Here is a 20,465-nt window from a genome sequence, read left to right as displayed (position 1 = left end):
ATGCGGCAGCCGGTCAACCTCGCGGCCAAGCTCAGACTGTTTTCCGAGCACTGGTCGCCGAAGATCGTCGGCGCGTTCAACGGCCACGACCTGATGGTGGTCAAGGTCAAGGGCGCGTTCAATTGGCATTCGCATCCCGACACCGACGATTTCTTCATGGTGCTTTCGGGTCGGCTGACGATCCAGATGCGCGACGGCGACGTGGTGCTCGAGCCGGGCGAGGTGTATGTCGTGCCCAGGGGCGTCGAGCACTGCCCGAAGGCGGACGTCGAGACGCATCTTCTCCTGATCGAGCCGGCAGGCACGCCGAACACCGGCGATCCCGCCACCGCCGCGACGAAGACCGAGATCTGACCAATGCTCCTGATCAACTGTCCCTACTGCGGCGAGGAACGGCCCGAACTGGAATTCCGCAACACCGGCGAAGCCCACATCGCGCGCCCTGCGAACATAGCCGAGGTGGACGACGAGGCTTTCGAGGCCTTCCTCTACCTGCGCACCAATCCCAAGGGCATCGTCTACGAGCGCTGGCGGCACGTGCACGGCTGCGGCCGGTTCTTCAATGCGGTGCGCGACACGGTGACCGACCGCTTTTTTACCACCTACAAGGCAGGCATGCCGAAGCCGAACCCGGAGCGCTTCGCCAAGGCCGCGGCGGCGGTCGAGCCGCTGACGGCGGACGCCAGCATCCCGGCCGTCGATGCGAAGAAGGCCCAGCCTGCCACTCCGGCCAGGCCGACAAGGAAACAGGACGCGGCCGGCGCGGCGGACCCGTCGCCCGCCGATGCCCCGCCGGGCGAGCGCAAGCCGGCACGCGGCGGCAAGCGGGCTTCGCCACCATCGAATTCGGAGCCTCCGGCCGCCGAGCCGAAGCCGCGCCGCGCCAGGGCCGCCGCCACCCCGGCCGAGAGCCGGCCCGACGTATCGGAGAAGCCGAAGGCGACCCGCAGCCGCAAGGCGGGGTCGCCGTCCTCCGAGGGTTCCGAAGGAGCTGCCACGGAGGCGCCCAAGCGGCCCCGCAAACCCAGGAACGACGAGGGTGAGGCCTGATGGCCGAAGCGCATCGCATAGGAATCGGCCGGCTGTCAGGCACGAAGCCGGCGCAGTTCAGTTTCGACGGCCATAGGTATTCGGGCCGCGAGGGCGACACGCTCGCCTCCGCGCTCTTGGCCAACGGCGTGCACCTCGTCGGCCGTTCGTTCAAGTATCACCGCCCGCGCGGCATCCTGTCGGCGGGCGCGGAGGAGCCGAACGCGCTGGTCGGCATCCACCGCGACGACGCCCGCAAGACACCCAACGTGCGCGCCACGGTGCAGGAACTGTACGACGGGCTGACCGCGGTCTCGCAGAACCGCTGGCCGTCGCTTGCCATGGACGTGGGCGCCGTGAACGACCTCGCCGCGCCGTTCTTCTCGGCCGGCTTCTACTACAAGACGTTCATGTGGCCGAAATCGGCGTGGAAATCCTTCTACGAGCCGAACATCCGCGCAGCGGCGGGTCTTGGCGTCGCGCCGGACCTGCCGGATCCCGACCATTATTCCTCGCGATACGCCCATTGCGACGTGCTGGTGGTCGGCGGCGGCGCGGCCGGCCTGGCGGCGGCGCTCGCGGCGGCCGAGACCGGCGTGCGGGTGATCCTGTGCGACGAGCAAGCGGGTTTCGGCGGCGCAATGCGCTACGAGAGCGGCGCCCGGATCGAGGGCCAGGACGGCTGGACATGGGCGCAGGAAACGGCGCGCCGGCTCGCCGGAATGGAGAACGTCCGGCTCCTGCCGCGCACCACGGCCTTCGGCTACTATGCCCAGAACCTCGTGGCGCTGACCGAGCGCGTCAGCGATCACCTGGCCGAGCCCGGCGACCTGCCCCGCGAGCGGCAGTGGCAGGTCCGCGCCCGGCGCGTGGTGCTGGCGACCGGCTCGATCGAGCGGCACATGGTGTTCTCCGGCAACGACCGGCCGGGCATCATGCTCGCCTCGGCGGCGCGCACCTATCTCAACCAGTACGGCGTGGCGGTCGGCAACAATGTCGCCGTCTACACGGCAAACGAATCCGCCTACTGGGCCGCGATCGACCTCAGGAAAGCGGGCGTCGGCGTGCGTACGATCATCGACCTGCGCGACAACCCGACCGGCCCCGCGGTCGAGCAGGCGCGTTCGCTCGGGATCGAAGTCCTCCCGAGCCGGGCCGTGACCGCCGTCGGCGGCCGGCTGCGGATCGCGTCGGTAACGGTGACGCCCAAGACCGGCGAGGGCACGGGTCGCAACATCCCGGTCGACGCGCTCCTGATGTCGGCCGGCTGGACCCCGTCCGTCCACCTGTTTTCGCAGTCGCGGGGCAAGGTGGCCTTCGACGCCGCCACGCAGCGCTTCCTTCCCGGCACCTACGCTCAGGATTGCGCCTGCGTCGGATCCTGCAACGGTACCGACGACCTCGCTTCGGCGGTCAAGGAGGCTGTGGCGGCGGGCGAGCGCGCGGCGCGCGCGGCGGCAGGCGCACGGCCGGAGACCCGCACCTCGATCAAGGTCGACGCCTCGGAAGGCTGGTCGGCCGGCATGGTCGGCGCCGCACCGGGTGCCGGGCGCGATAGCACCGTGAAGGCCTTCGTCGACTTCCAGAACGACGTCACGGCCAAGGATATCCGCCAGGCGGTGAAGGAGGGAATGCGCTCCATCGAGCACGTCAAGCGCTTCACCACCAACGGGATGGCGACCGACCAGGGCAAGACCTCCAACCTGCACGGGCTCGCCATCGCCGCCGACATGCTCGGCAAGGAGATTCCGGAGGTCGGTCTGACGACCTTCCGTCCGCCCTTCACGCCGGTCACCTATGGCGCCATCGTCAACCACTCGCGCGGCAAGCTGTTCGATCCGACCCGCAAGACGCCGATGCATGGCTGGGAAGAGCGGCACGGCGCGGTGTTCGAGGATGTCGGGCAGTGGAAGCGGGCCTGGTATTATCCGCAGCCCGGCGAGGACATGCATGCCGCCGTCAACCGTGAATGCCGCACGGTGCGGGAGAGCGCCGGCCTGTTCGATGCCTCCACGCTCGGCAAGATCGAGGTGGTCGGTCCCGACGCCGCGGCCTTCATGGAACTGCTCTACACCAACCCGTGGCAGAGGCTGGATGCCGGGCGCTGCCGTTACGGCATCATGCTGAGGGAGGACGGCTTCATCTACGACGACGGCGTCGTCGGGAGGCTCGCCCACGACCGGTTCCACGTCACGACGACGACGGGCGGCGCTGCGCGGGTTCTGCATCACATGGAGGACTATCTCCAGACCGAGTTCCCGAACTTGAGCGTATGGCTGACCTCGGTCTCCGAGCAGTGGGCGGTGATCGCCGTCCAGGGCCCGAAATCGCGCGACATCATCGCGCCGCTGGTCGAAGGGATCGACTTGTCCGATGAGGCCATGCCGCACATGTCCGTTCGCGAGGGCACGATCTGCGGCGTGCCGACGCGGCTCTTCCGCATGTCCTTTACGGGCGACCGTGGCTTCGAGGTCAACGTGCCCGCCGACTACGGCGAGGCGGTGTGGGAGGCGCTGTGGGCCGAGGCCGAAAAGCACGGCGCCTGCGCGTATGGCACCGAAGCCATGCACGTGCTGCGCGCCGAGAAAGGCTACATCATCGTCGGTCAGGACACGGACGGCACGGTGACACCGAACGACGCCGGGCTTGACTGGGCCGTCGGCAAGAAGAAGACCGATTTCGTCGGCATCAGGGGGCTGATGCGGCCCGACCTCGTTGCGCCGGGCCGGCGGCAGCTGGTCGGACTGCGTACGAAGGAACCGAAGGTCGTGCTGGAAGAGGGCGCGCAGATCGTCGCCGACCCGAACCAGCCGATCCCCATGAAGATGATCGGCCACGTGACTTCGTCCTACTGGTCGGAGAATTGCGGCCGATCAATCGCGCTGGCGGTGGTGGAGGGTGGTCGCGACCGGATGGGGCAGACGCTCTACGTGCCGATGCCGTCGGGCGTCATCGAGGTCGAAGTCGGCGGTACCGTCTTCTACGACGAGAAAGGGGAGCGCCTGCATGGCTAGGGCTGCCACGAAAACGAAAGTCGCCGCCGCCGAGCGCCGCGAGAAGCGGGCCGGCCTGTCGCTCGCGGCGGAAAATGTCCGCGTCACGCCTGCGCCGCCCGCGACGCGGCTGTCGCTGCGGGCGCCGGAGCTGTCGGTGAATTCGGTCTCCCGCGCGCTCGGAGTGACGCTGCCGCAGGCGCCGAAGACGTCCGCAAAAGCCAAATCGGGAAACCGGACGGCACTATGGCTCGGCCCCGACGAATGGCTGGTCATCGACGAGGACGGCGCCGACATCCTTGCGGACGCAGCCAAGGCGAAGGCGCTTCATTCGGCGGTCGAGGTTTCCCACCGCAACGTGGCGATCCTGGTGGAAGGTGCGGGCGCTGCGGCCTGCCTCAACGCCGGCTGCCCGCAGGACCTGTCGCTGACGGCGTTCCCTGTGGGAGCCTGCAGCCGCACGGTTCTCGGAAAGATCGAGATCGTCCTGCAGCGCACGTCAGAGACCGCCTTCCGGGTGGAGGTGTGGCGATCCTTCTCCGAATACGCCTGGGATTTTCTCAGCGAGGCGGCAAGGGACGCCTGAACGTCGCGGATCGCGACGAACCCCGGCGGTCGCGTCGCTCGGGCGAACTCAGATCGCGTTGATGCCGCCGTCGACCGAAAGCGCGTGGCCGGTCATGAACGAGTTCTTCGGATCGGCGGCGAACAGCACCACCTCGATGACCTCGTCCACTTCCGCGACGCGCTTCATCGGCACGCCCCGGGTCAGTTCGAGGATCGCCTCGTTCTCGCCGCGGCCGGAGAGCTTTACGAATTCGCCCACCATGGCGGTGCGGGCATAGGAGGGGCAGACGGCGTTCACGCGGATGCCCTTGGCCGCGTATTCGACGGCGGCGGAGCGCGTCAGGCCGATGACGCCGTGCTTGGCCGCCGAATAGACGGACAGGCGGGCGGCGCCCGAAAGGCCGGCGACGGACGCGATGTTGACGATCGTGCCGCCCCGGCCGGACTTCCGCTGCTGCTTTTCCATCTGCGGCAACTGGTATTTCATGGCGAAGAAGACGCCGAGAAGGTCGATCTCGATGATGCGCCGCGCCTCTTCCGAGGGGACCTGCGGCAGCTTGACGAAGCTCTGGGCGATACCGGCATTGTTGATGGCGATGTCGAGGCTGCCGAACCGGCTGACCGCGAGCGCGACCAGCTTCTCGAAGAGCTTCTCGTTCGTGACGTCGCCGGCGAGGATCGCGCACTCGCAGGACAGCGTCTCCGTCAGCTTTTCGAGTTCGCCTTCGTCCATGTCGGACAGGACGAGCTTCGCGCCCTCGTCGGCCAGCCGCTCGGCCGTGCGCCGTCCGAAGCCCCCGCATGCGCCCGTCACGAGAACAACGTGATCGGAAAAACGCCCCATCCTCAAACCCCCTTCTCGATCCGCTCCACCGCGAGGCCCGCCAGCAGCTTCACCGCCTGGCCGTAGGTCCGCGCCCTTTCGGGATTGGATGCATTTCCGTCGAGGGCCCGCTTATAGACACCTTGGCAGATGGCGGCCAGCCGGAAGAACGAGAAAGCCAGGCAGAATGTCCAGTCGGGTATCGAATCGATGCCACGCCGACGACAATAGGCTTCAACATATTCCTCTTCGCTCGGCAATCCGAGGCTCCGGCGGTCTAGCCCGCCAAGGCCGCGGAAGCCGGACTCGTGCGGCAGGCGCCATTGCATGCATTGATAGGAAAGATCGGCGTAGGGATGTCCCAGCGTCGACAATTCCCAATCCAGCACCGCTATGACGCGCGGCTGGTCGGGCGCGAAGATCATGTTGTCGTGGCGATAGTCGCCGTGCACGAGCGAGACGAGCCCGTCGTCCGGTGGCCGGTTGCCTTCGAGCCAGGCGATGAGGCGTTCCATGTCCTCTACGCGCTCCGTCTCGGAGGCCCGGTACTGGCTGGTCCAGCGGCCGAGCTGGCGCTCGAAGTAGCTGCCGGGCCGGCCGTAGTCGGCGAGACCGATCGCGGCGAAATCCACGTCGTGCAGCGCGGCCAGCGTGGCGTTCATGGCATCGAAGATTGCGGCGCGTTCCTCCTGGTCGCGCGCCTCCGGCAGGGCCGGGTTCCAGAAGATGCGTCCCTCGACGAATGCCATGACGAAGAACATCCGTCCGATCGGCGAATCCTCGTCCGACAGGTGCAGAACCTGCGGAACCGGAAAACCGATGCTCCGCAGCGCCTTCATGATGCGGTACTCGCGGTCGACCTGATGAGCGGACTTCAGAAGCGCACCGGGGGGCTTTGCCCGCAGCACGTAGTTGCCGCTCGCCGCGCGCAGCATGTAGGTCGGGTTCGACTGGCCGGCCTTGAACTTCTCGATCGCCTTCAGACCCGAGAAGCCGGGCACGTTCTTCTCGAGGTACGGAGCAAGGGCCGCTGCGTCGAGTGCGTTGGGATCGCTCATGTCGCGGGTTCCTGCCGCGGCATCTGCGTGAGCGTCAGCCAGCGCGCGGTCAACGCCGGCTTGCGAAGGCCCTCGATCTCGATCGTGACGTCGTAGTTCGCCTCGACCCATCCCGACAGGCGCACGTTTGCGTGGGCGAGCACGAACCGCCCCCGGATGCGGGCGCCCGACCTGACCGGCGACTTGAAGCGCACCTCGTCGAAACCGTAGTTGATGCCCACTGTGCTGCCGGCGAGCGGCGGCAGGGTTTCGTAGGCCAGCGTGGAGAGCAGCGAAAGCGACAGGAACCCGTGCGCGATCGTGCCGCCGAACGGCGTCTCCCGCGCCGCCCTCTCGGGATCGACATGAATGAACTGGTGATCGTCGGTCGCCTCGGCGAACCGGTCGATCATCGTCTGGCTGACGGTCCGCCAGGAAGACACGCCGATCTCGGTGCCGATCGCCGCGACGAGATCATCCGTGCTTACGGGCTTCAGTTGGGTATCCTGCATGCGGTGGCGTCAATCCACGTCCTTGAACAGCGACATGCCGTGCTGCACCGCCTGTCCGCCATCCAGTGGAAGGATGGCGCCCGTGACGTAACTTCCGGCACGGCTGCACAGATACAGAGTCGCGCCGGCTATGTCATCCGGATTGCCGATGCGCGCCAGCGGCACGCGGCTGCCGACCTTGGCGGCCTTCTCGTCCGTTCCGGTCGCGAACGCCGTCATGCGGCTCTGGAAGGGGCCGGGCGCGAAGGCGTTCACCGTGATCCAGCGTCCGGCAAGCTCGCCGGCGAGCGTCCGGGTGAGGTGATGCACAGCCGCCTTCGAGGCCGTGTAGGAATAGGCGCCGTCCGCGATAGGCTGCGTCCCCATCACGGATCCGAGGTTTATGACGCGGGCCGGATCCTCGTGCGACGCCGCCTTTTCCAGGAGCGGCAGCATCTCGCGCGTGAGGTGGAACAGCCCGGTGACGTTGACGTTCAGCACCCGCGCCCAGGCGTGGTACGGGAAGGTCTCGAGGTTCTCGCCCCAGCTGAGGCCGGCATTGTTGATCAGGATGTGCAGGCGGTCCGTGCGCGCCTTGACGGCTTCGGCTAGCTCCACGACGCCGGCTTCCGAGCCGACGTCGCCGCCGAACCCCTCCGCGCTACCGGATGCACCCAAGGCATTCAGTTCATCCGCGACTTTCTCGCATTCGGCCGCGCGGCGCGAGGCGATCATCACGCGGGCGCCGCCGTGGACCAGCGCGGTGGCCGCCATGCGGCCGATGCCGCTCGCAGCACCCGTGATGAGCGCGGTCTTGCCCGACACGGAAAAGAGCTCTTCCAGGTACGACATTCTTCCTCCCTCGCGGTTATCGACGATACCGCGTTGACAACATACCCGGTAGTATGTTCATCCTTGCACCGTGAGTAAAGAGCCGATCGGCCATGCGCCGGAAAAACAAGAGGCTCCGCGAACGGGAGGTCGTGACAAGGGATGGCGCTGAGCGTCAGGGAGCAGATCGCCGACAATTCGCGCATCGACATCCTGAGCGCGGCGGCGAAGTGTTTCATGGACCGCGGCTACGCGGCGGCATCGATCGACGACGTCGCACGCAGCCTCGGTGCCACGAAGGGCCGCATCTATCACCATTTCCCGTCCAAGGCAGATCTGTTCGCTGCCGTGTTCAAGCACGGGATGGACCTCAACTACGAGGCCGTCCGGCCATTCATCGACCAGCCGGGGCCTGCGCTGCCCCGCTGGCGCAGGATGGCGATGGCGCACGTCCTTCTGATGATCGACACCAAGCCGTTCCAGCGCGCGGTGTGGATCGGCGTCGAGATGCACCTGCGCGGCGCTACCACGCCGGAGCAGCGGTCGGTTTTCAACGAACTGATCGAATACCGGCACAATTACGGCATGCTGTTCCGGAACACGCTGCTGCAGGGGCGCGACGAGGGCGTGTTCCGGTTCGACGATCTCAGCATCACCAACCAGCTCATGTTCATGACGCTGAATTCGCCGATCTTCTGGTATTCGCCGCGCGTCGGCGAGACGCGGGCCGACGTCGAGGTCGTGGCGAAGAAGGTCGTGGACTACGCCCTCGGCGGGCTGTCGAAGAGACGAGAGGAAAGCGCATGACGGACATGAATCTGGGGATGACGGAGCGGCTGAAGCCGATCCTCAAAAAGGTCGCCCGTATGGTGCGCGAGGAAATCATCCCGCTGGATGAGGAGTTCCTCGCCGAGGTGGGGAGGAACGGCGACCGCTGGACCTACACGCCGCGCCAGACCGAGATCCTCGAAGGGCTGAAGGCCAAGGCGCGCCAGAACAACCTGTGGAACTTCTGGCTCACCGATTCGGAACGCGGTTATGGGCTCACGACGGTCGAGTATGCCTATCTCGCCGAAGAGATGGGCAAGTCGCACCTGGCCGCCGAAGTATTCAACTGCGCGGCGCCCGACACCGGCAACATGGAAGTGTTCGAGCGCTACGGCACGCAGGCGCAGAAGGACAGGTGGCTCGCACCGCTGCTGAAGGGCGAGATCCGCTCGGCCTTCCTGATGACGGAGCCGGACGTCGCGTCCTCGGATGCCACCAACATCGCGATGAGCTGCGTGCGTGACGGCGACGAATACGTGCTGAACGGCGAGAAATGGTGGTCCTCCGGGGTCGGCGATCCTCGGTGCAAGATCTACATCGTCATGGTGAAGACCGGCAGCGACGACGAACCGAAGCATCGCCGCCACTCCATGGTGCTGGTGCCCGCCGGCACGCCGGGGGTTGAGATCCTGCGCGCGATGCAAATCTACGGCCACGACGACGCGCCGCACGGCCACATGCACGTGCGCTTCACCGACGTGCGCGTGCCGGTCGAAAACATCGTTCTGAGGGAAGGGGCGGGCTTCGAGATCGCGCAGGGGCGTCTGGGCCCCGGCCGCATCCATCACTGCATGCGCGCCATCGGCCAGGCCGAGCGGGCGCTGGAGATGATGTGCACGCGGGCGATGCGCCGCGAGGCCTTCGGGCAGCCGCTCGCCAAGCTCGGGGCCAATTACGACATCATCGCCAACTGCCGCATGGAGATCGAGATGGCGCGCCTTCTCTGCCTCAAGGCAGCGTGGATGATGGACCAGGGCGACGCCCGCGCGGCAGCCCCCTGGATCAGCCAGATCAAGGTGATCGCGCCTCAGGTGGCGCTGAAGGTCACCGACGAGGCGGTGCAGATGTTCGGCGCGCAGGGCATCAGCCAGGATACGCCGCTGGCGCGCAGCTGGACGCATCTGAGGACCCTTCGGTTCGCCGACGGCCCGGACGCCGTACACCGCCGCCAGGTCGCGCGCGTCGAGCTCAAGAAATATACGCAGGAAAAGGTCTGAGCCCGGTATGAAAGCAATCGTCGCCCGCGACTACGGCCCGCTGGAAAACCTCGAATATGCCGACTGGCCCGAGCCGGAGGCGAAGGGCTCGACCGTGGTGATCCGGGCCGAGGCCATTGGCGTGAACTTTCCCGACGGGCTCCTGGTGCAGGGGCTCTACCAGATGAAGCCGCCGACCCCGTTCGTGCCCGGGATGGAGGTCGCCGGCACCGTGACGGCGGTCGGCGAGGATGTGAAGGGCATCAAGGTCGGCGACCGCGTGGCATCGCTGTCGTCCATGGGCAGCTATGCCCAGATAGTCGGCGCGCCCGAAGCCACCGTCATGAAGCTTCCCGACGGGATCGGCAGCGCTGACGCCTGCGCGCTGCTGTGCGGCTACGGCACGTCACACTACGCCCTGAAGCAGCGGGCGCAACTCAAGGCCGGCGAGATGCTCTGCGTGCTCGGCGCGGCCGGGCTGACCGGCACCGCGGCCGTCCAGATCGGCAAGGCGATGGGCGCGCGCGTTATCGGTGTCGCGTCGAGCCCCGAGAAGCAGGCGATCGCGAAGCGGGCCGGCGCGGACGTCGTGCTCGGCTACGAAAACCTCAAGGACGCGCTGAAGGAGGCGACCGGCGGCAAGGGCGTCGACGTCGGCTACGATCCTGTCGGCGGCGAGAGCTTCGACGCGCTGTCGCGCTCCATGGGCTGGGGCGGACGGCTGCTGGTGATCGGCTTCGCGTCCGGCACGATCCCGAAATTCCCCGTCAATCTCGCCCTGGTGAAGGGCTTCAGCGTGGTCGGCGTCTTCTGGGGCGACTTCACGCGCCGCGAGCCGACCGTCTATGCCGACAACATGAAGGAACTGATCGGCTGGTATCTCGCCGGCAAGGTCAAGCCCGTCATCGAGGGGGAATACCCCCTGGCCGATGCTCCGTCCGTGCTGAAACGCGTGCTCGGCCGAGGGTCGGCGGGCAAGATCATCCTGAAGCCGTAGGAGAGCGACGCAATGAGCATGCCGGCACACATGAAAGCGCTCCTCCTGGTCAATGACGGCTACGCGACCGGGCGCTCGGATGCCCGCCTGGAAGCGATGGCGCCCTACGTGCGGGCCGGCGAGATCGGGGTGCCGTCTCCCGGACCCTCGCAGGTGTTGATCAAAGTGAGCCTCGCCTCGATAAATCCGTCCGACGTCATGTTCCTGAAGGGGCTCTACGGCCAGCCGCGCCGGCAGGGGCAACCCGCCGGCTTCGAAGGCGTCGGGACCATCGTGGCGGCGGGCGAGAATGCCGGCGCGCATGTGCCGGTCGGCCAGCGCGTCGCCTTCGCGACGGGCCTGAGCGGCTGGGGTTCGTGGGCGGAATATGCCGTCGCTGAAGGGGGAGCATGCATCCCGGTCATCGACGGGGTACGCGACGAGGACGCCGCGGCGATGATCGTCAACCCGCTCACCGCGCTTGCCATGTTCGGCATCGTCAAGGAGGAGGGGGAGAAATCCTTCATCCTGACGGCCGGCGCGAGCCAGCTGTGCAAGCTCATGATGGGGGTCGCGCGCGACGAGGGTTACAGGCCCATCGCCATCGTGCGACGCGACGACCAGAAGGACCTGCTGAAAAACGCCGGCGCGGCACATGTCCTCAATGCATCCTCGCCGGGCTTCACCGACGAACTGAAGGGCGTGCTCAAGGCCGAACAACCGCGCATCTTCCTCGATGCCGTGACGGGGCCGCTCGCGGGCGAGATCTTCGCCGCCATGCCCAAGCGGGCGCGCTGGATCGTCTACGGCCGGCTAGATACCCACGCGACGCCGATACCGGAACCGGGGCAGCTGATCTTCATGCACAAGCGCATCGAGGGCTTCTGGCTCACGGACTGGATGCGCAGCACGCCGCTGGAACGGAAGATCGCGACCATCCGCGAGGCGCAGATGCGCTTCAAGGACGGGCGCTGGTCCACGGACGTCAACGCGGTCGTGCAGCTTGGCGATGCGATGGAGAAGGTGCCGGGAGAATTGGCGCGGCCGAACGGAAAAGTGTTCATCGCGCCCTGAGGAGGAAGACCAGCCTCGCTTGCGGAGACGGGCAGGCTGTCTGTAGGGTGAACGACAAAAGAACGCGGCAATAGACCGCGTCGATTTGGGAGGAGCGAACGTCTTGGACGTCTTGCAACTATTCGTCAGTGGGCTGGCGAACGGCTGTGTCTACGGCCTGATCGCGCTGGGCTTCGTGCTGATTTACAAGGCGACGGAAGCAGTGAATTTCGCTCAGGGCGATTTCATGATGCTAGGTGCCTTCATCACGCTGGGGCTCACCAACGAGCAGTTCTGGGGACTGCCGTTCTGGGTTTCGGTGCCGATCGCGATCTTCCTGATGGGTGTCTTCGGCTACCTGCTCGACATGATCGTTCTGCGGCGCATGTTCGGCCAGAGCCAGGTCGCGGTCGTGATCCTGACGATCGCCCTGGGCTTCGTGCTGCGCTTCATCGCCGGCCTGATCTGGGGCCACCAGCCGATCTCGCTGGAATCGCCGATCGCCGGCCAGGACGTCCGTTTCGGCGGCCTGGTTCTGGGGCTCGACGAGGTGTCGATCATCGTCGTCACCATATTCCTCACGGTCGCGCTCTATTTCTACTTCAACAACACCAAGCTCGGGGTGGCCATGCAGGCGGCCTCGCAGAACCAGCTCGCGGCCTACTACATGGGCATTCCGGTCAAGCGCGTGCATTCGCTGATCTGGGCGCTGGCGGGCGCGGTGGCGGCGGTCGCCGGCATCCTCTTCGCCTCCAAGGGATCGATCGACCCGTCGATCGGGCTCCTGGGCATCAAGGCCTTCGCGGCGGCGGTCATCGGCGGTTTCGGCAGCCTGCCCGGCGCGCTGCTCGGCGGCATCATCGTCGGGCTGATCGAGCCATTCGCCTCCTACTACATCGCGGCGGGATACTCGCAGGTCATGCCTTACCTGCTGCTCTTCCTGATCCTCGTCTTCAGGCCGCACGGCATCCTCGCCCAGGTCCACAGGAAGAAGGTCTGAACCGATGCGGACAGTCTTCAAGACCTCCTACGACGCCGACATCAACTACTTCCGGCACGGCGTGCAGGCCACCTGGTACATGCTGCTCCTGCTCCTGGCGGTCGTGCTTCCGTTCCTGATGGGCACGTTCGCCATCGGCGAGATGACCAACATGCTGATCTGGGCGATCGCCGGCATGGGGCTGATGGTGCTGGTCGGGCAGACCGGCCAGGCGAGCCTCGGCCATGCCGCGTTCCTGGCCGTCGGCTGCTATGCCAACGTACTCTTGCAGGAGAAGCTCGGGTTCCCGTTCATCCTCTCCTTCCCGCTCGCAGGCGTCATCGCGGGGCTCGCCGGTGTGCTTCTCGCGCTGCCGACGACGCGACTGCACGGCATCTACCTCGCGATCGCGACGCTGGCGATCTCGATCCTCGCGGACGACATCATCGTGCTGGCCGAACCGCTGACCAACGGCGTCATCGGCCTGTTCGCCCCCACGATCGACATCTTCGGCCTCAAGTTCGACCGCTACGCCAATCCCGACGGATTCTACTGGCTGGTGCTCGCCGTGGCTGTCGCGGTCGTGCTGGTCTACCGCAACCTCCTGCGCTCACCGCTCGGCCGTTCCTTCGCGGCGGTTCGCGATTCGGAGGTCTCGGCCCAGGCGATGGGGGTCAACGTCGCCCGCACGAAGGCAATCTCGTTCGGCATTTCCACCGCGATCACCGGGCTGGCCGGCGCGCTGATGGGGCACTACGCGGGCATCTTCAACAACGAGACCTTCAACGTCATCATCTCGATCCAGCTCCTCCTGATGATCGTCATCGGAGGGCTCGGGTCGATCCACGGGGCCTTTTTCGGGGCCATCATCGTGGCGCTGATGCCGCAGGCCATCGCGATTTCGCGCGACTGGATCGGCGGCCTGTTCGGCGGGGGCACAGTGGCGATCCCCGGCCTGGAGTCGGCGATCTTCGGGACCATCCTCATCCTGTTCATCCTGTTCGAGCCGATGGGCATCTACGGGCGCTGGGTCAAGGTCCGGACCTATTTCGAGCTGTTCCCCTTCTACCGGAAGGACATGTTCCGTCGCCAGAAGAGCTACCTCAAGACGGAGCGCATGCGATGAGCCTGCTCGAACTCGACAACGTGACGCTGCGCTTCGGCGGCGTCGTCGCCGTCAACAAGGTTTCGTTCTCGGTCGAGGAAGGCGAGGTCTTCGCCCTGGTCGGTCCGAACGGCGCCGGCAAATCGACCATCTTCAACCTGATCAGCCGCATCTACGATCCGGCCGAGGGCGACATCCGTTTCCAGGGCAAGAGCATCCTGTCGCGTCAGCCGCACGAGATCGCCGCGCTCGGCATCGCCCGCACCTTCCAGAACATCGAACTGTTCGAGCAGGCGACGGTGCTGCAGAACCTGCTCGTCGGACGCCACCGCCACCGGCGCAGCAACTTCATGACCGAGCTCCTGTTCACACCCTTCGTGCGGCAGGAGGAGCGCCGGCATCGCGAGGCGGTGGAGAAGGTGATCGATTTCCTCGACCTGCAGGCCTACCGCGAAAAGTACATCGCCGGGCTGCCCTACGGGGTGCGCAAGGTCGTCGAGATGGGTCGCGCGCTGGCGCTCGAGCCAAAGCTCCTGCTGCTCGACGAGCCGGCGTCCGGCCTCTCGGTCGAGGAGACGCAGGACGTCGCCTACTGGGTGGAGGACATCAAGAAGCAGATGGGCATCACCGTGCTGATGGTCGAGCACGACATGCACCTTGTCTCCGCCGTCTCCGACCGCGTGCTGGCGCTGGCCGACGGGCAGATGCTGTCGATCGGTTCCGCGCATGAGGTGCAGAACGATCCGAAGGTCATCGAGGCCTATATCGGCGTCTCGGACGACGAGGAAAGGGCGGTGGCATGAACGTGGCGCAGAACGTGCTCGGCAACACGGCGCCGGCTTCGGAGAAGCAGGTGGTGCTTTCGGTGCGCAACCTCGAAAGCTACTACGGCCCGATCATGGCGATCCGCGGTTGCAGCCTCGAAGTCCGCGAAGGCCAGATCGTCACCGTGCTAGGGGCCAACGGTGCCGGCAAGACGACGCTGATGAAGACGATCTCGGGCGTCATGGACCCGGAGAAGGGCCAGATCTTCTACGGCGGACAGAACATCGCGGGTGCTGCGCCCGACAAGGTGGTGCGCATGGGCATCGTGCACGTGCCTGAAGGACGTGAGGTCTTCCCGCTGCTGACCGTGGAGGAGAATCTCAGGATGGGCGCCTTCGTTCGCAGCGACGGCGATGGCATCCGGCGGGACGAGGAGATGGTGTTCTCCTACTTCCCGATTCTCAGGGAACGCCGTCGCCAGGCGGCCGGCACGCTGTCGGGCGGCCAGCAGCAGATGCTGGCGATCGCGCGCGGGCTGATGGCGCGGCCGAAGCTGATGCTGCTCGACGAGCCGAGCCTCGGGCTGTCGCCGCTTCTGGTCAAGGAGATCTTCCAGATCATCAAGCGGCTGAACCGCGAGCAGGGCGTAACCATGATGCTGGTGGAGCAGAACGCCAAGGTGGCGCTGGAAGTGGCGGACTACGGCTACGTGATGGAACTCGGCCGCATCGTCATGGCGGACGAGGCGAGGCGGCTCCTCCAGTCCAAGGACGTCCAGGAGTTCTATCTCGGCGTCCAGACCGAAGAGAGCCAGCGCGGCCAGAAGCGCTGGAAGCAGAAGAAGACCTGGAGATGAGCACCATTCGGGAGGACAGGATGACCATCGCCGAAAAGCTGCCGCCAATGCAGACCGTCCGCGGACATTCGTTCAACGCGGACCTGGAAGGCGCCGGGCCGTTCTACTTCGATGGCTGCGACACGCTGGCAAAGCTCTTCCGCCAGCGCTGCCAGGAGCTCGGCTCCAAGGTGGCGCACCGGGAGAAGGATTACGGCATCTGGCTGTCCTACACCTGGGGCGACTTCTACGAACACGCGCGGCTGATCGGCCTCGGCCTCCTGTCGCTCGGCCTCAAGCGTGGCGAGGTCGTATCGATCCTTTCGGAAGACAACAAGGAATGGATCTACACCGATCTCGCCGTGCAGTCGGTCGGCGGCATCTCGTCGGGCGTCTACACGACCGACTCGGCCAAGCAGCTCCAGTACCTCGTCAACGATTCCGACAGCCGGTTCCTCTTCCTCGAGAACGACGAGCAGCTGGACAAGTATCTGTCGGTCCGCAACGAGATGCCGGGCCTGGCGAAGGTCATCATCTACGATCGCGAGGGCCTGCACGATTTCGCCGACGACAAGGTGATCTTCCTCGACGACCTCTACCGGATCGGGCGCGATTTCCTGAAGGCTAACCCGAACCGCTTCGACGAGGAAATCGCCCGTTCCGACCCGAAGGAGACCGCGATCCTGGTCTACACCTCCGGCACCACCGGTCCGCCCAAGGGCGCGATGATCAGCCACGAGAACATCATCGTGTCGATCATCGGATCGGTGCTGACCCTGCCGGTGGACGACAGCGACGAGCAGCTCTGCTTCCTCCCGCTCTGCCACATCCTGGAGCGGCTGATCAGCGTCTTCACGCCGATCGGCCTGCGCTCGACGGTGAATTTCGCCGAAAGCCCGGAGACGGTCTTCGACAACGTGCGCGAGGTCTCGCCGCACGTCTTTACCGCCGTGCCGCGGGTCTGGGAGAAGGTCTATTCGCGCGTCACGATCATGGCCAACGACGCCACGCCGCTCGGCCGGTGGGCCTACAGGCAGGCGATCGGGACAGGGATGGCCCGCGCCCGGGCGCTGGAGAACGGCGATCCCGTGCCGGCCGCGACGCAGCTCGCCTACGCCTTCTGGGACTTCATGGTCCTGAAGAACCTGCGCCGGATGCTGGGCTTCGACCGGCTGCGGCGCGGCACGACCGGTGCGGCGCCGATCTCGCCGGATCTTCTCAGATGGTACCAGGCCGTCGGCATCAAGGTGCTCGAAGGCTATGGCATGACGGAGAGCTCCGGCGTCATCTCGGTCAACCTCATCGAGGACAACAAGACCGGCAGCGTCGGCAAGGTGGTTCCCGGCGGTCATCTGCGCATCTCGCCTGAGGGAGAAATCCAGTACAAGGCTCCGAACGTCTTCAAGGGCTACTGGAACAAGCCGGAAAAGACCGCGGAAACCGTCTCGCAGGACGGATGGCTCAGGACCGGCGACGTCGGGCGGCTCGACAACGAGGGCTTTCTCTTCGTCACCGGACGCCTGAAGGACATCATCATCACGGCGGGCGGCAAGAACATCACGCCGGCCGAGATCGAGAACCGGCTCAAGTTCTCGCCCTACGTCTCCGACGCGGTGGTGATCGGCGACAAGCGCAAGTTCCTCTCCTGCCTAATCATGATCGATCAGGAAAACGTGGAGAAGTTCGCGCAGGAACGCCGCGTGCCCTTCAACGACTTCCGCTCCCTGTGCGCGGCACAGGAGGTGCGCGACCTGATTGCCGGCGTCGTCGCCGAGACCAACGCCGAGTTCGCGCGCGTGGAACAGATAAAGGATTTCCGCTTGATCGACGTGCTGCTCACCGCCGAGGACGAGGAGCTCACGGCCACGATGAAGCTGAAACGGAGCTTCGTCGAACAGAAGCACAAGAAGCTGATCGACGAGATGTATGGCCAGCCTGGCCATGCTGGGAACTGAACAGACAAGGAGGAAGTCTCATGATCAGGTCCATAGGTAAGTCCATCCTCGCGATGGGCATCGCGGCGGGGATGGCTTCGGCCGCCCACGCCACGCAGGGCGTCACCGACACCGAGATCGTCATCGGTTCGAACGGCGATCTCTCCGGCATCTTCGCCGCCTTCAACGTCGGCGCCATCAAGGCCGCGCAGCAGGTCTTCGAGGAGGTTAACCAGGCCGGCGGCGTTCATGGCCGCAAGATCCGCTTCGTGGTGGAGGACCACGGCTACCAGGTGCCGAAGGCGGTGCAGAACTTCAACAAGCTGGTCAATTCCGACCAGGTCTTCGCGATGATCCTGAACCTCGGCACGCCGCACAACATCGCCGGCTTCCCGATCATGGCGTCGAAGGAAGTCGCGAATGTCGGCCCGCTCACGGCGGCGCGCCAGATGCTCGAGGGGGATACGTCCTTCAAGTACGCGGGGTTCTCGTCGTACTACGATCAGCTGCGGGCGGGCGTCGAGTATCTCGCCAACGAGAAGGGTGCCAAGGAGGTGTGCGCGATGTACATCCCGTCCGACTTCGGCCTCGAGATACAGCAGGGCGCGAAGGAAGAAGCGGAAGAGCTCGGGCTCACCTGGGCGGCCGAGACTACCCACAAGCCTGACGAGCAGGACTTCGTAGGCTCGATCCAGAAACTGCGTGACGCCGGCTGCGACATCGTCGCCACGGCGCTCGGCGTGCGCCAGACGATCGTCGCCTTCGGCACTGCCAAGAAGCTCGGCTGGACGGACGTTTCCTTCATCGGCTCGTCGGCCGGCTTCAACACCGCCGTCGCCAAGGTCCCCGAAGGCGTCACCGAAGGCTACTACGCGGCCGCCGGTTGGGTCGATTTCGAGGACCGGCTGGACGTGCCGGAAGTGAAGGAGTGGGCCGACAAGTACCAGGCCTTCGCCGGCCAGCCGGCCGACACGGCCGCGCAGCTCGGCTACAGCGCCGCCAAGACGCTGGTGATGGCGCTGGAGGCGGCGGGACAGGACCTGACGTCCGATAGCTTCCGCACCGCCATGGAAGGGCTGAAGTACGACGACGTCGTCAACGACGTGCCGATCGATGTCGGTGCCGACCACCAGGGCGGCAATCTGATCGTCATCTCCAAGATCGAGGGCGGCAAGTGGATCGAGGTCGGCCGGGTGGATCCCACCAAGTCGAACTGATCGGACGATCCCGGACAATGAGAGGCCGGCGGAGCGATCCGTCGGCTTCTTTCGTTCGAGCGGACCTTGCGCGGAACCGGTGGCGATGGTTTAGGAACGCGTCCCTTCGCAGGTGCGAAAAGCGCACCGAGGGGCGCACCCGACCATTCCGTCCTACCAGCAGAACCCAGGTCCATTCCGAATGATCCGTCTCGAGAGCATCGGCAAGCAGAACGGAAGGCAGATCGTCTTCATCGAGGCGTCGGCGGCGATCCAGCGCGGCGAGAAGGTGGGGCTCGTCGGCCCCAACGGTGCCGGCAAGACGACGCTATTCCGGATGATCAACGGCGAGGAACAGCCGGACGAGGGCCAGGTCTCGGTCGATCGCGGCGTCAGCATCGGCTATTTCAGCCAGGACATCGGCGACATGGCCGGTCGCAGCGCGGTGGCCGAGGTGATGGACGGGGTCGGCCCCGTGAGCGCGCTCGCCGCCGAGATGGCCGAGCTGGAAGCGGCCATGGGTGATCCCGACCGGGCCGACGACATGGACGCCATCATCGAGCGTTACGGCGAGGTGCAGGGCAAGTTCGACGAACTCGACGGCTACGCGCTGGACGGCCGCGCGCGCGAAGTGCTGGCGGGGCTCGGCTTCAGTGCGGAGATGATGGACGGCGACGTAGGCAAGCTGTCCGGCGGCTGGAAGATGCGCGTGGCGCTCGCCCGCATCCTGCTCATGCGGCCCGACATGCTGCTCCTCGACGAGCCCTCGAACCATCTCGACATCGAGAGCCTCATCTGGCTCGAATCATTCCTGAAGGGTTTCGAGGGCGCGATCCTGATGACCTCGCACGACCGCGAGTTCATGAACCGCATCGTCGGCAAGATCATCGAGATCGACGGCGGCACGCTGACGTCCTATTCGGGCGACTACGAGTTCTACCGTGAGCAGCGGGCATTGGCCGAAGTTCAGCAGCAGGCGCAGTTCGAACGCCAGCAGGCGATGCTCGCCAAGGAGATCGCGTTCATCGAGCGATTCAAGGCGCGCGCCAGCCATGCCGCGCAGGTGCAGAGCCGGGTCAAGAAGCTCGACAAGATCGACCGCGTCGAGCCCCCCAAGCGCCAGCAGACGGTGCGCTTCGAGTTCCAGCCCGCGCCGCGCTCCGGCGAGGACGTCGCGACGCTGAGGAACGTCCACAAGAGCTACGGCGCGCGCCGCATCTACGAGGGCCTCGACTTCCAGGTGCGCCGCGGCGAGCGCTGGTGCGTCATGGGTGTCAACGGCGCCGGCAAGTCGACCCTGCTCAAGCTCGTCGCCGGCGCGTCGGAGCCGGACGACGGTTCGGTCGCGCGCGGCCCGAGCGTCAGGATGGGCTATTTCGCCCAGCACGCTATGGAATTGCTCGATGGCGAAAGCACCATCCTGCAATGGCTGGAAGACGCCTTTCCGCAGGCCGGACAGGCGCCGCTGCGGGCCCTGGCCGGCTGTTTCGGCTTTACCGGCGACGATATCGAAAAGAAATGCCGGGTGCTCTCGGGCGGCGAGAAGGTGCGGCTGGTCATGGCCAGGATGCTGTTCGACCCGCCGAACTTCCTGGTGCTCGACGAGCCAACCAACCATCTCGACATCGCCACGAAGCAGATGCTGATCGAGGCGCTGTCGCGCTATGAAGGCGCCATGCTCTTCGTCAGCCACGACCGGCATTTCCTCGCCGCGCTGTCGAACCGCGTGCTGGAGCTGACCCCCGAGGGGATGCAGGCTTATGGCGGCGGCTACGTCGAATACGTCCAGCGTACCGGACAGGAGGCGCCCGGGCTGAGGAGCTGATC

General features: G+C 65.9%; 18 protein-coding genes and 1 pseudogene. 15 read left to right on the top strand and 4 right to left on the bottom strand.

Features of this window, described 5'->3' with window-relative positions:
- The 4 genes and pseudogenes from ABGN05_RS27610 to ABGN05_RS27595 all read left to right on the top strand — a co-directional run bounded on the left by ABGN05_RS27610 (position 1) and on the right by ABGN05_RS27595 (position 4,608).
- Positions 1-354, top strand: a complete 354-nt coding sequence (locus tag ABGN05_RS27610) for a cupin domain-containing protein (protein ID WP_367957252.1) — start codon at positions 1-3, stop codon at positions 352-354.
- A gap of 3 nt (positions 355-357) precedes the next feature.
- Positions 358-678, top strand: a pseudogene (locus tag ABGN05_RS27605) (sarcosine oxidase subunit delta); the annotation flags it as partial.
- Between the two features lie 371 nt (positions 679-1,049).
- Positions 1,050-4,043, top strand: a complete 2,994-nt coding sequence (locus ABGN05_RS27600) for a sarcosine oxidase subunit alpha (RefSeq protein ID WP_367957251.1) — start codon at positions 1,050-1,052, stop codon at positions 4,041-4,043.
- A complete protein-coding gene (locus ABGN05_RS27595) occupies positions 4,036-4,608 on the top strand; it encodes a sarcosine oxidase subunit gamma (RefSeq protein ID WP_367957250.1) in 573 nt (190 codons plus the stop codon). The genes ABGN05_RS27600 and ABGN05_RS27595 overlap by 8 nt, the downstream gene beginning before the upstream one ends.
- 48 nt (positions 4,609-4,656) lie before the next feature.
- Here ABGN05_RS27595 and ABGN05_RS27590 read toward each other — a convergent pair whose 3' ends face one another.
- From ABGN05_RS27590 to ABGN05_RS27575, 4 genes are read right to left on the bottom strand one after another with little or no spacing between them, the layout of a single operon-like run.
- Entirely contained in the window at positions 4,657-5,433 is a 777-nt protein-coding gene (locus tag ABGN05_RS27590; protein ID WP_367957249.1) for an SDR family NAD(P)-dependent oxidoreductase, read from the bottom strand.
- 2 nt (positions 5,434-5,435) lie between these two features.
- Complete coding sequence (locus tag ABGN05_RS27585) at positions 5,436-6,470, bottom strand: phosphotransferase family protein (RefSeq protein ID WP_367957248.1); 1,035 nt, start codon at positions 6,468-6,470, stop codon at positions 5,436-5,438.
- Positions 6,467-6,961: a MaoC family dehydratase gene (locus ABGN05_RS27580; RefSeq protein WP_367957247.1), complete on the bottom strand. Its 495-nt coding sequence runs from the start codon at positions 6,959-6,961 to the stop codon at positions 6,467-6,469. The genes ABGN05_RS27585 and ABGN05_RS27580 overlap by 4 nt, the downstream gene beginning before the upstream one ends.
- A gap of 9 nt (positions 6,962-6,970) precedes the next feature.
- The gene (locus tag ABGN05_RS27575) at positions 6,971-7,792 is read right to left on the bottom strand and encodes an SDR family oxidoreductase (RefSeq protein ID WP_367957246.1); all 822 of its coding nucleotides are present in this window, start codon (positions 7,790-7,792) and stop codon (positions 6,971-6,973) included.
- Positions 7,793-7,933: 141 nt separating this feature from the next.
- Here ABGN05_RS27575 and ABGN05_RS27570 point away from each other — a divergent pair, with 141 nt between their 5' ends.
- From ABGN05_RS27570 to ABGN05_RS27520, 11 genes are all read left to right on the top strand, one after another.
- Entirely contained in the window at positions 7,934-8,578 is a 645-nt protein-coding gene (locus tag ABGN05_RS27570) for a TetR family transcriptional regulator (RefSeq protein ID WP_367957245.1), read from the top strand.
- Positions 8,575-9,816, top strand: a complete 1,242-nt coding sequence (locus tag ABGN05_RS27565) for an acyl-CoA dehydrogenase family protein (protein WP_367957244.1) — start codon at positions 8,575-8,577, stop codon at positions 9,814-9,816. The genes ABGN05_RS27570 and ABGN05_RS27565 overlap by 4 nt, the downstream gene beginning before the upstream one ends.
- A 7-nt stretch (positions 9,817-9,823) precedes the next feature.
- Positions 9,824-10,792, top strand: a complete 969-nt coding sequence (locus tag ABGN05_RS27560; protein WP_367957243.1) for an NADPH:quinone oxidoreductase family protein — start codon at positions 9,824-9,826, stop codon at positions 10,790-10,792.
- A gap of 12 nt (positions 10,793-10,804) precedes the next feature.
- Positions 10,805-11,845 carry an alcohol dehydrogenase catalytic domain-containing protein gene (locus tag ABGN05_RS27555; RefSeq protein ID WP_367957242.1) on the top strand — a complete coding sequence of 347 codons (1,041 nt, stop codon included), beginning with the start codon at positions 10,805-10,807 and terminating at the stop codon, positions 11,843-11,845.
- Positions 11,846-11,948: 103 nt separating this feature from the next.
- Positions 11,949-12,824 (top strand): branched-chain amino acid ABC transporter permease, encoded by an 876-nt coding sequence (locus ABGN05_RS27550; protein ID WP_367957241.1) that lies wholly within the window; start codon positions 11,949-11,951, stop codon positions 12,822-12,824.
- Between the two features lie 4 nt (positions 12,825-12,828).
- Positions 12,829-13,929 (top strand): branched-chain amino acid ABC transporter permease, encoded by a 1,101-nt coding sequence (locus ABGN05_RS27545; RefSeq protein WP_367957240.1) that lies wholly within the window; start codon positions 12,829-12,831, stop codon positions 13,927-13,929.
- On the top strand, positions 13,926-14,711 hold the full coding sequence (locus tag ABGN05_RS27540) for an ABC transporter ATP-binding protein (protein WP_367957239.1): 786 nt from the start codon (positions 13,926-13,928) through the stop codon (positions 14,709-14,711). Before ABGN05_RS27545 ends, ABGN05_RS27540 begins: the two co-directional genes overlap by 4 nt.
- A complete protein-coding gene (locus ABGN05_RS27535; RefSeq protein WP_367957238.1) occupies positions 14,708-15,529 on the top strand; it encodes an ABC transporter ATP-binding protein in 822 nt (273 codons plus the stop codon). The genes ABGN05_RS27540 and ABGN05_RS27535 overlap by 4 nt, the downstream gene beginning before the upstream one ends.
- Positions 15,526-17,463: an AMP-dependent synthetase/ligase gene (locus ABGN05_RS27530; RefSeq protein WP_367957237.1), complete on the top strand. Its 1,938-nt coding sequence runs from the start codon at positions 15,526-15,528 to the stop codon at positions 17,461-17,463. The genes ABGN05_RS27535 and ABGN05_RS27530 overlap by 4 nt, the downstream gene beginning before the upstream one ends.
- A 20-nt stretch (positions 17,464-17,483) precedes the next feature.
- Entirely contained in the window at positions 17,484-18,659 is a 1,176-nt protein-coding gene (locus ABGN05_RS27525; protein WP_367957236.1) for an ABC transporter substrate-binding protein, read from the top strand.
- A 181-nt stretch (positions 18,660-18,840) separates the two neighbouring features.
- Entirely contained in the window at positions 18,841-20,463 is a 1,623-nt protein-coding gene (locus tag ABGN05_RS27520; protein WP_367957235.1) for an ABC-F family ATP-binding cassette domain-containing protein, read from the top strand.
- The last annotated feature ends 2 nt before the right edge of the window (positions 20,464-20,465 follow it).

This window comes from Aquibium pacificum (assembly GCF_040839445.1).
GTDB lineage: Bacteria > Pseudomonadota > Alphaproteobacteria > Rhizobiales > Rhizobiaceae > Aquibium > Aquibium pacificus.
The sequence above is the reverse complement of the archived record's forward strand: the minus strand, read 5'-3'. Positions and strand labels throughout refer to the sequence as shown.

Excerpts from the sequence above, each read along its gene's own strand:
- ABGN05_RS27525 (WP_367957236.1), top strand. The coding sequence starts at position 17,484 with ATGATCAGGTCCATAGGTAAGTCCATCCTCGCGATGGGCATCGCGGCG.
- ABGN05_RS27575 (WP_367957246.1), bottom strand. The coding sequence starts at position 7,792 with ATGTCGTACCTGGAAGAGCTCTTTTCCGTGTCGGGCAAGACCGCGCTC.
- ABGN05_RS27535 (WP_367957238.1), top strand. The coding sequence starts at position 14,708 with ATGAACGTGGCGCAGAACGTGCTCGGCAACACGGCGCCGGCTTCGGAG.
- ABGN05_RS27545 (WP_367957240.1), top strand. The coding sequence starts at position 12,829 with ATGCGGACAGTCTTCAAGACCTCCTACGACGCCGACATCAACTACTTC.
- ABGN05_RS27540 (WP_367957239.1), top strand. The coding sequence starts at position 13,926 with ATGAGCCTGCTCGAACTCGACAACGTGACGCTGCGCTTCGGCGGCGTC.
- ABGN05_RS27595 (WP_367957250.1), top strand. The coding sequence starts at position 4,036 with ATGGCTAGGGCTGCCACGAAAACGAAAGTCGCCGCCGCCGAGCGCCGC.
- ABGN05_RS27560 (WP_367957243.1), top strand. The coding sequence starts at position 9,824 with ATGAAAGCAATCGTCGCCCGCGACTACGGCCCGCTGGAAAACCTCGAA.
- ABGN05_RS27610 (WP_367957252.1), top strand. The coding sequence starts at position 1 with ATGCGGCAGCCGGTCAACCTCGCGGCCAAGCTCAGACTGTTTTCCGAG.
- ABGN05_RS27565 (WP_367957244.1), top strand. The coding sequence starts at position 8,575 with ATGACGGACATGAATCTGGGGATGACGGAGCGGCTGAAGCCGATCCTC.
- ABGN05_RS27520 (WP_367957235.1), top strand. The coding sequence starts at position 18,841 with ATGATCCGTCTCGAGAGCATCGGCAAGCAGAACGGAAGGCAGATCGTC.
- ABGN05_RS27580 (WP_367957247.1), bottom strand. The coding sequence starts at position 6,961 with ATGCAGGATACCCAACTGAAGCCCGTAAGCACGGATGATCTCGTCGCG.
- ABGN05_RS27570 (WP_367957245.1), top strand. The coding sequence starts at position 7,934 with ATGGCGCTGAGCGTCAGGGAGCAGATCGCCGACAATTCGCGCATCGAC.
- ABGN05_RS27530 (WP_367957237.1), top strand. The coding sequence starts at position 15,526 with ATGAGCACCATTCGGGAGGACAGGATGACCATCGCCGAAAAGCTGCCG.
- ABGN05_RS27590 (WP_367957249.1), bottom strand. The coding sequence starts at position 5,433 with ATGGGGCGTTTTTCCGATCACGTTGTTCTCGTGACGGGCGCATGCGGG.
- ABGN05_RS27600 (WP_367957251.1), top strand. The coding sequence starts at position 1,050 with ATGGCCGAAGCGCATCGCATAGGAATCGGCCGGCTGTCAGGCACGAAG.
- ABGN05_RS27585 (WP_367957248.1), bottom strand. The coding sequence starts at position 6,470 with ATGAGCGATCCCAACGCACTCGACGCAGCGGCCCTTGCTCCGTACCTC.
- ABGN05_RS27555 (WP_367957242.1), top strand. The coding sequence starts at position 10,805 with ATGAGCATGCCGGCACACATGAAAGCGCTCCTCCTGGTCAATGACGGC.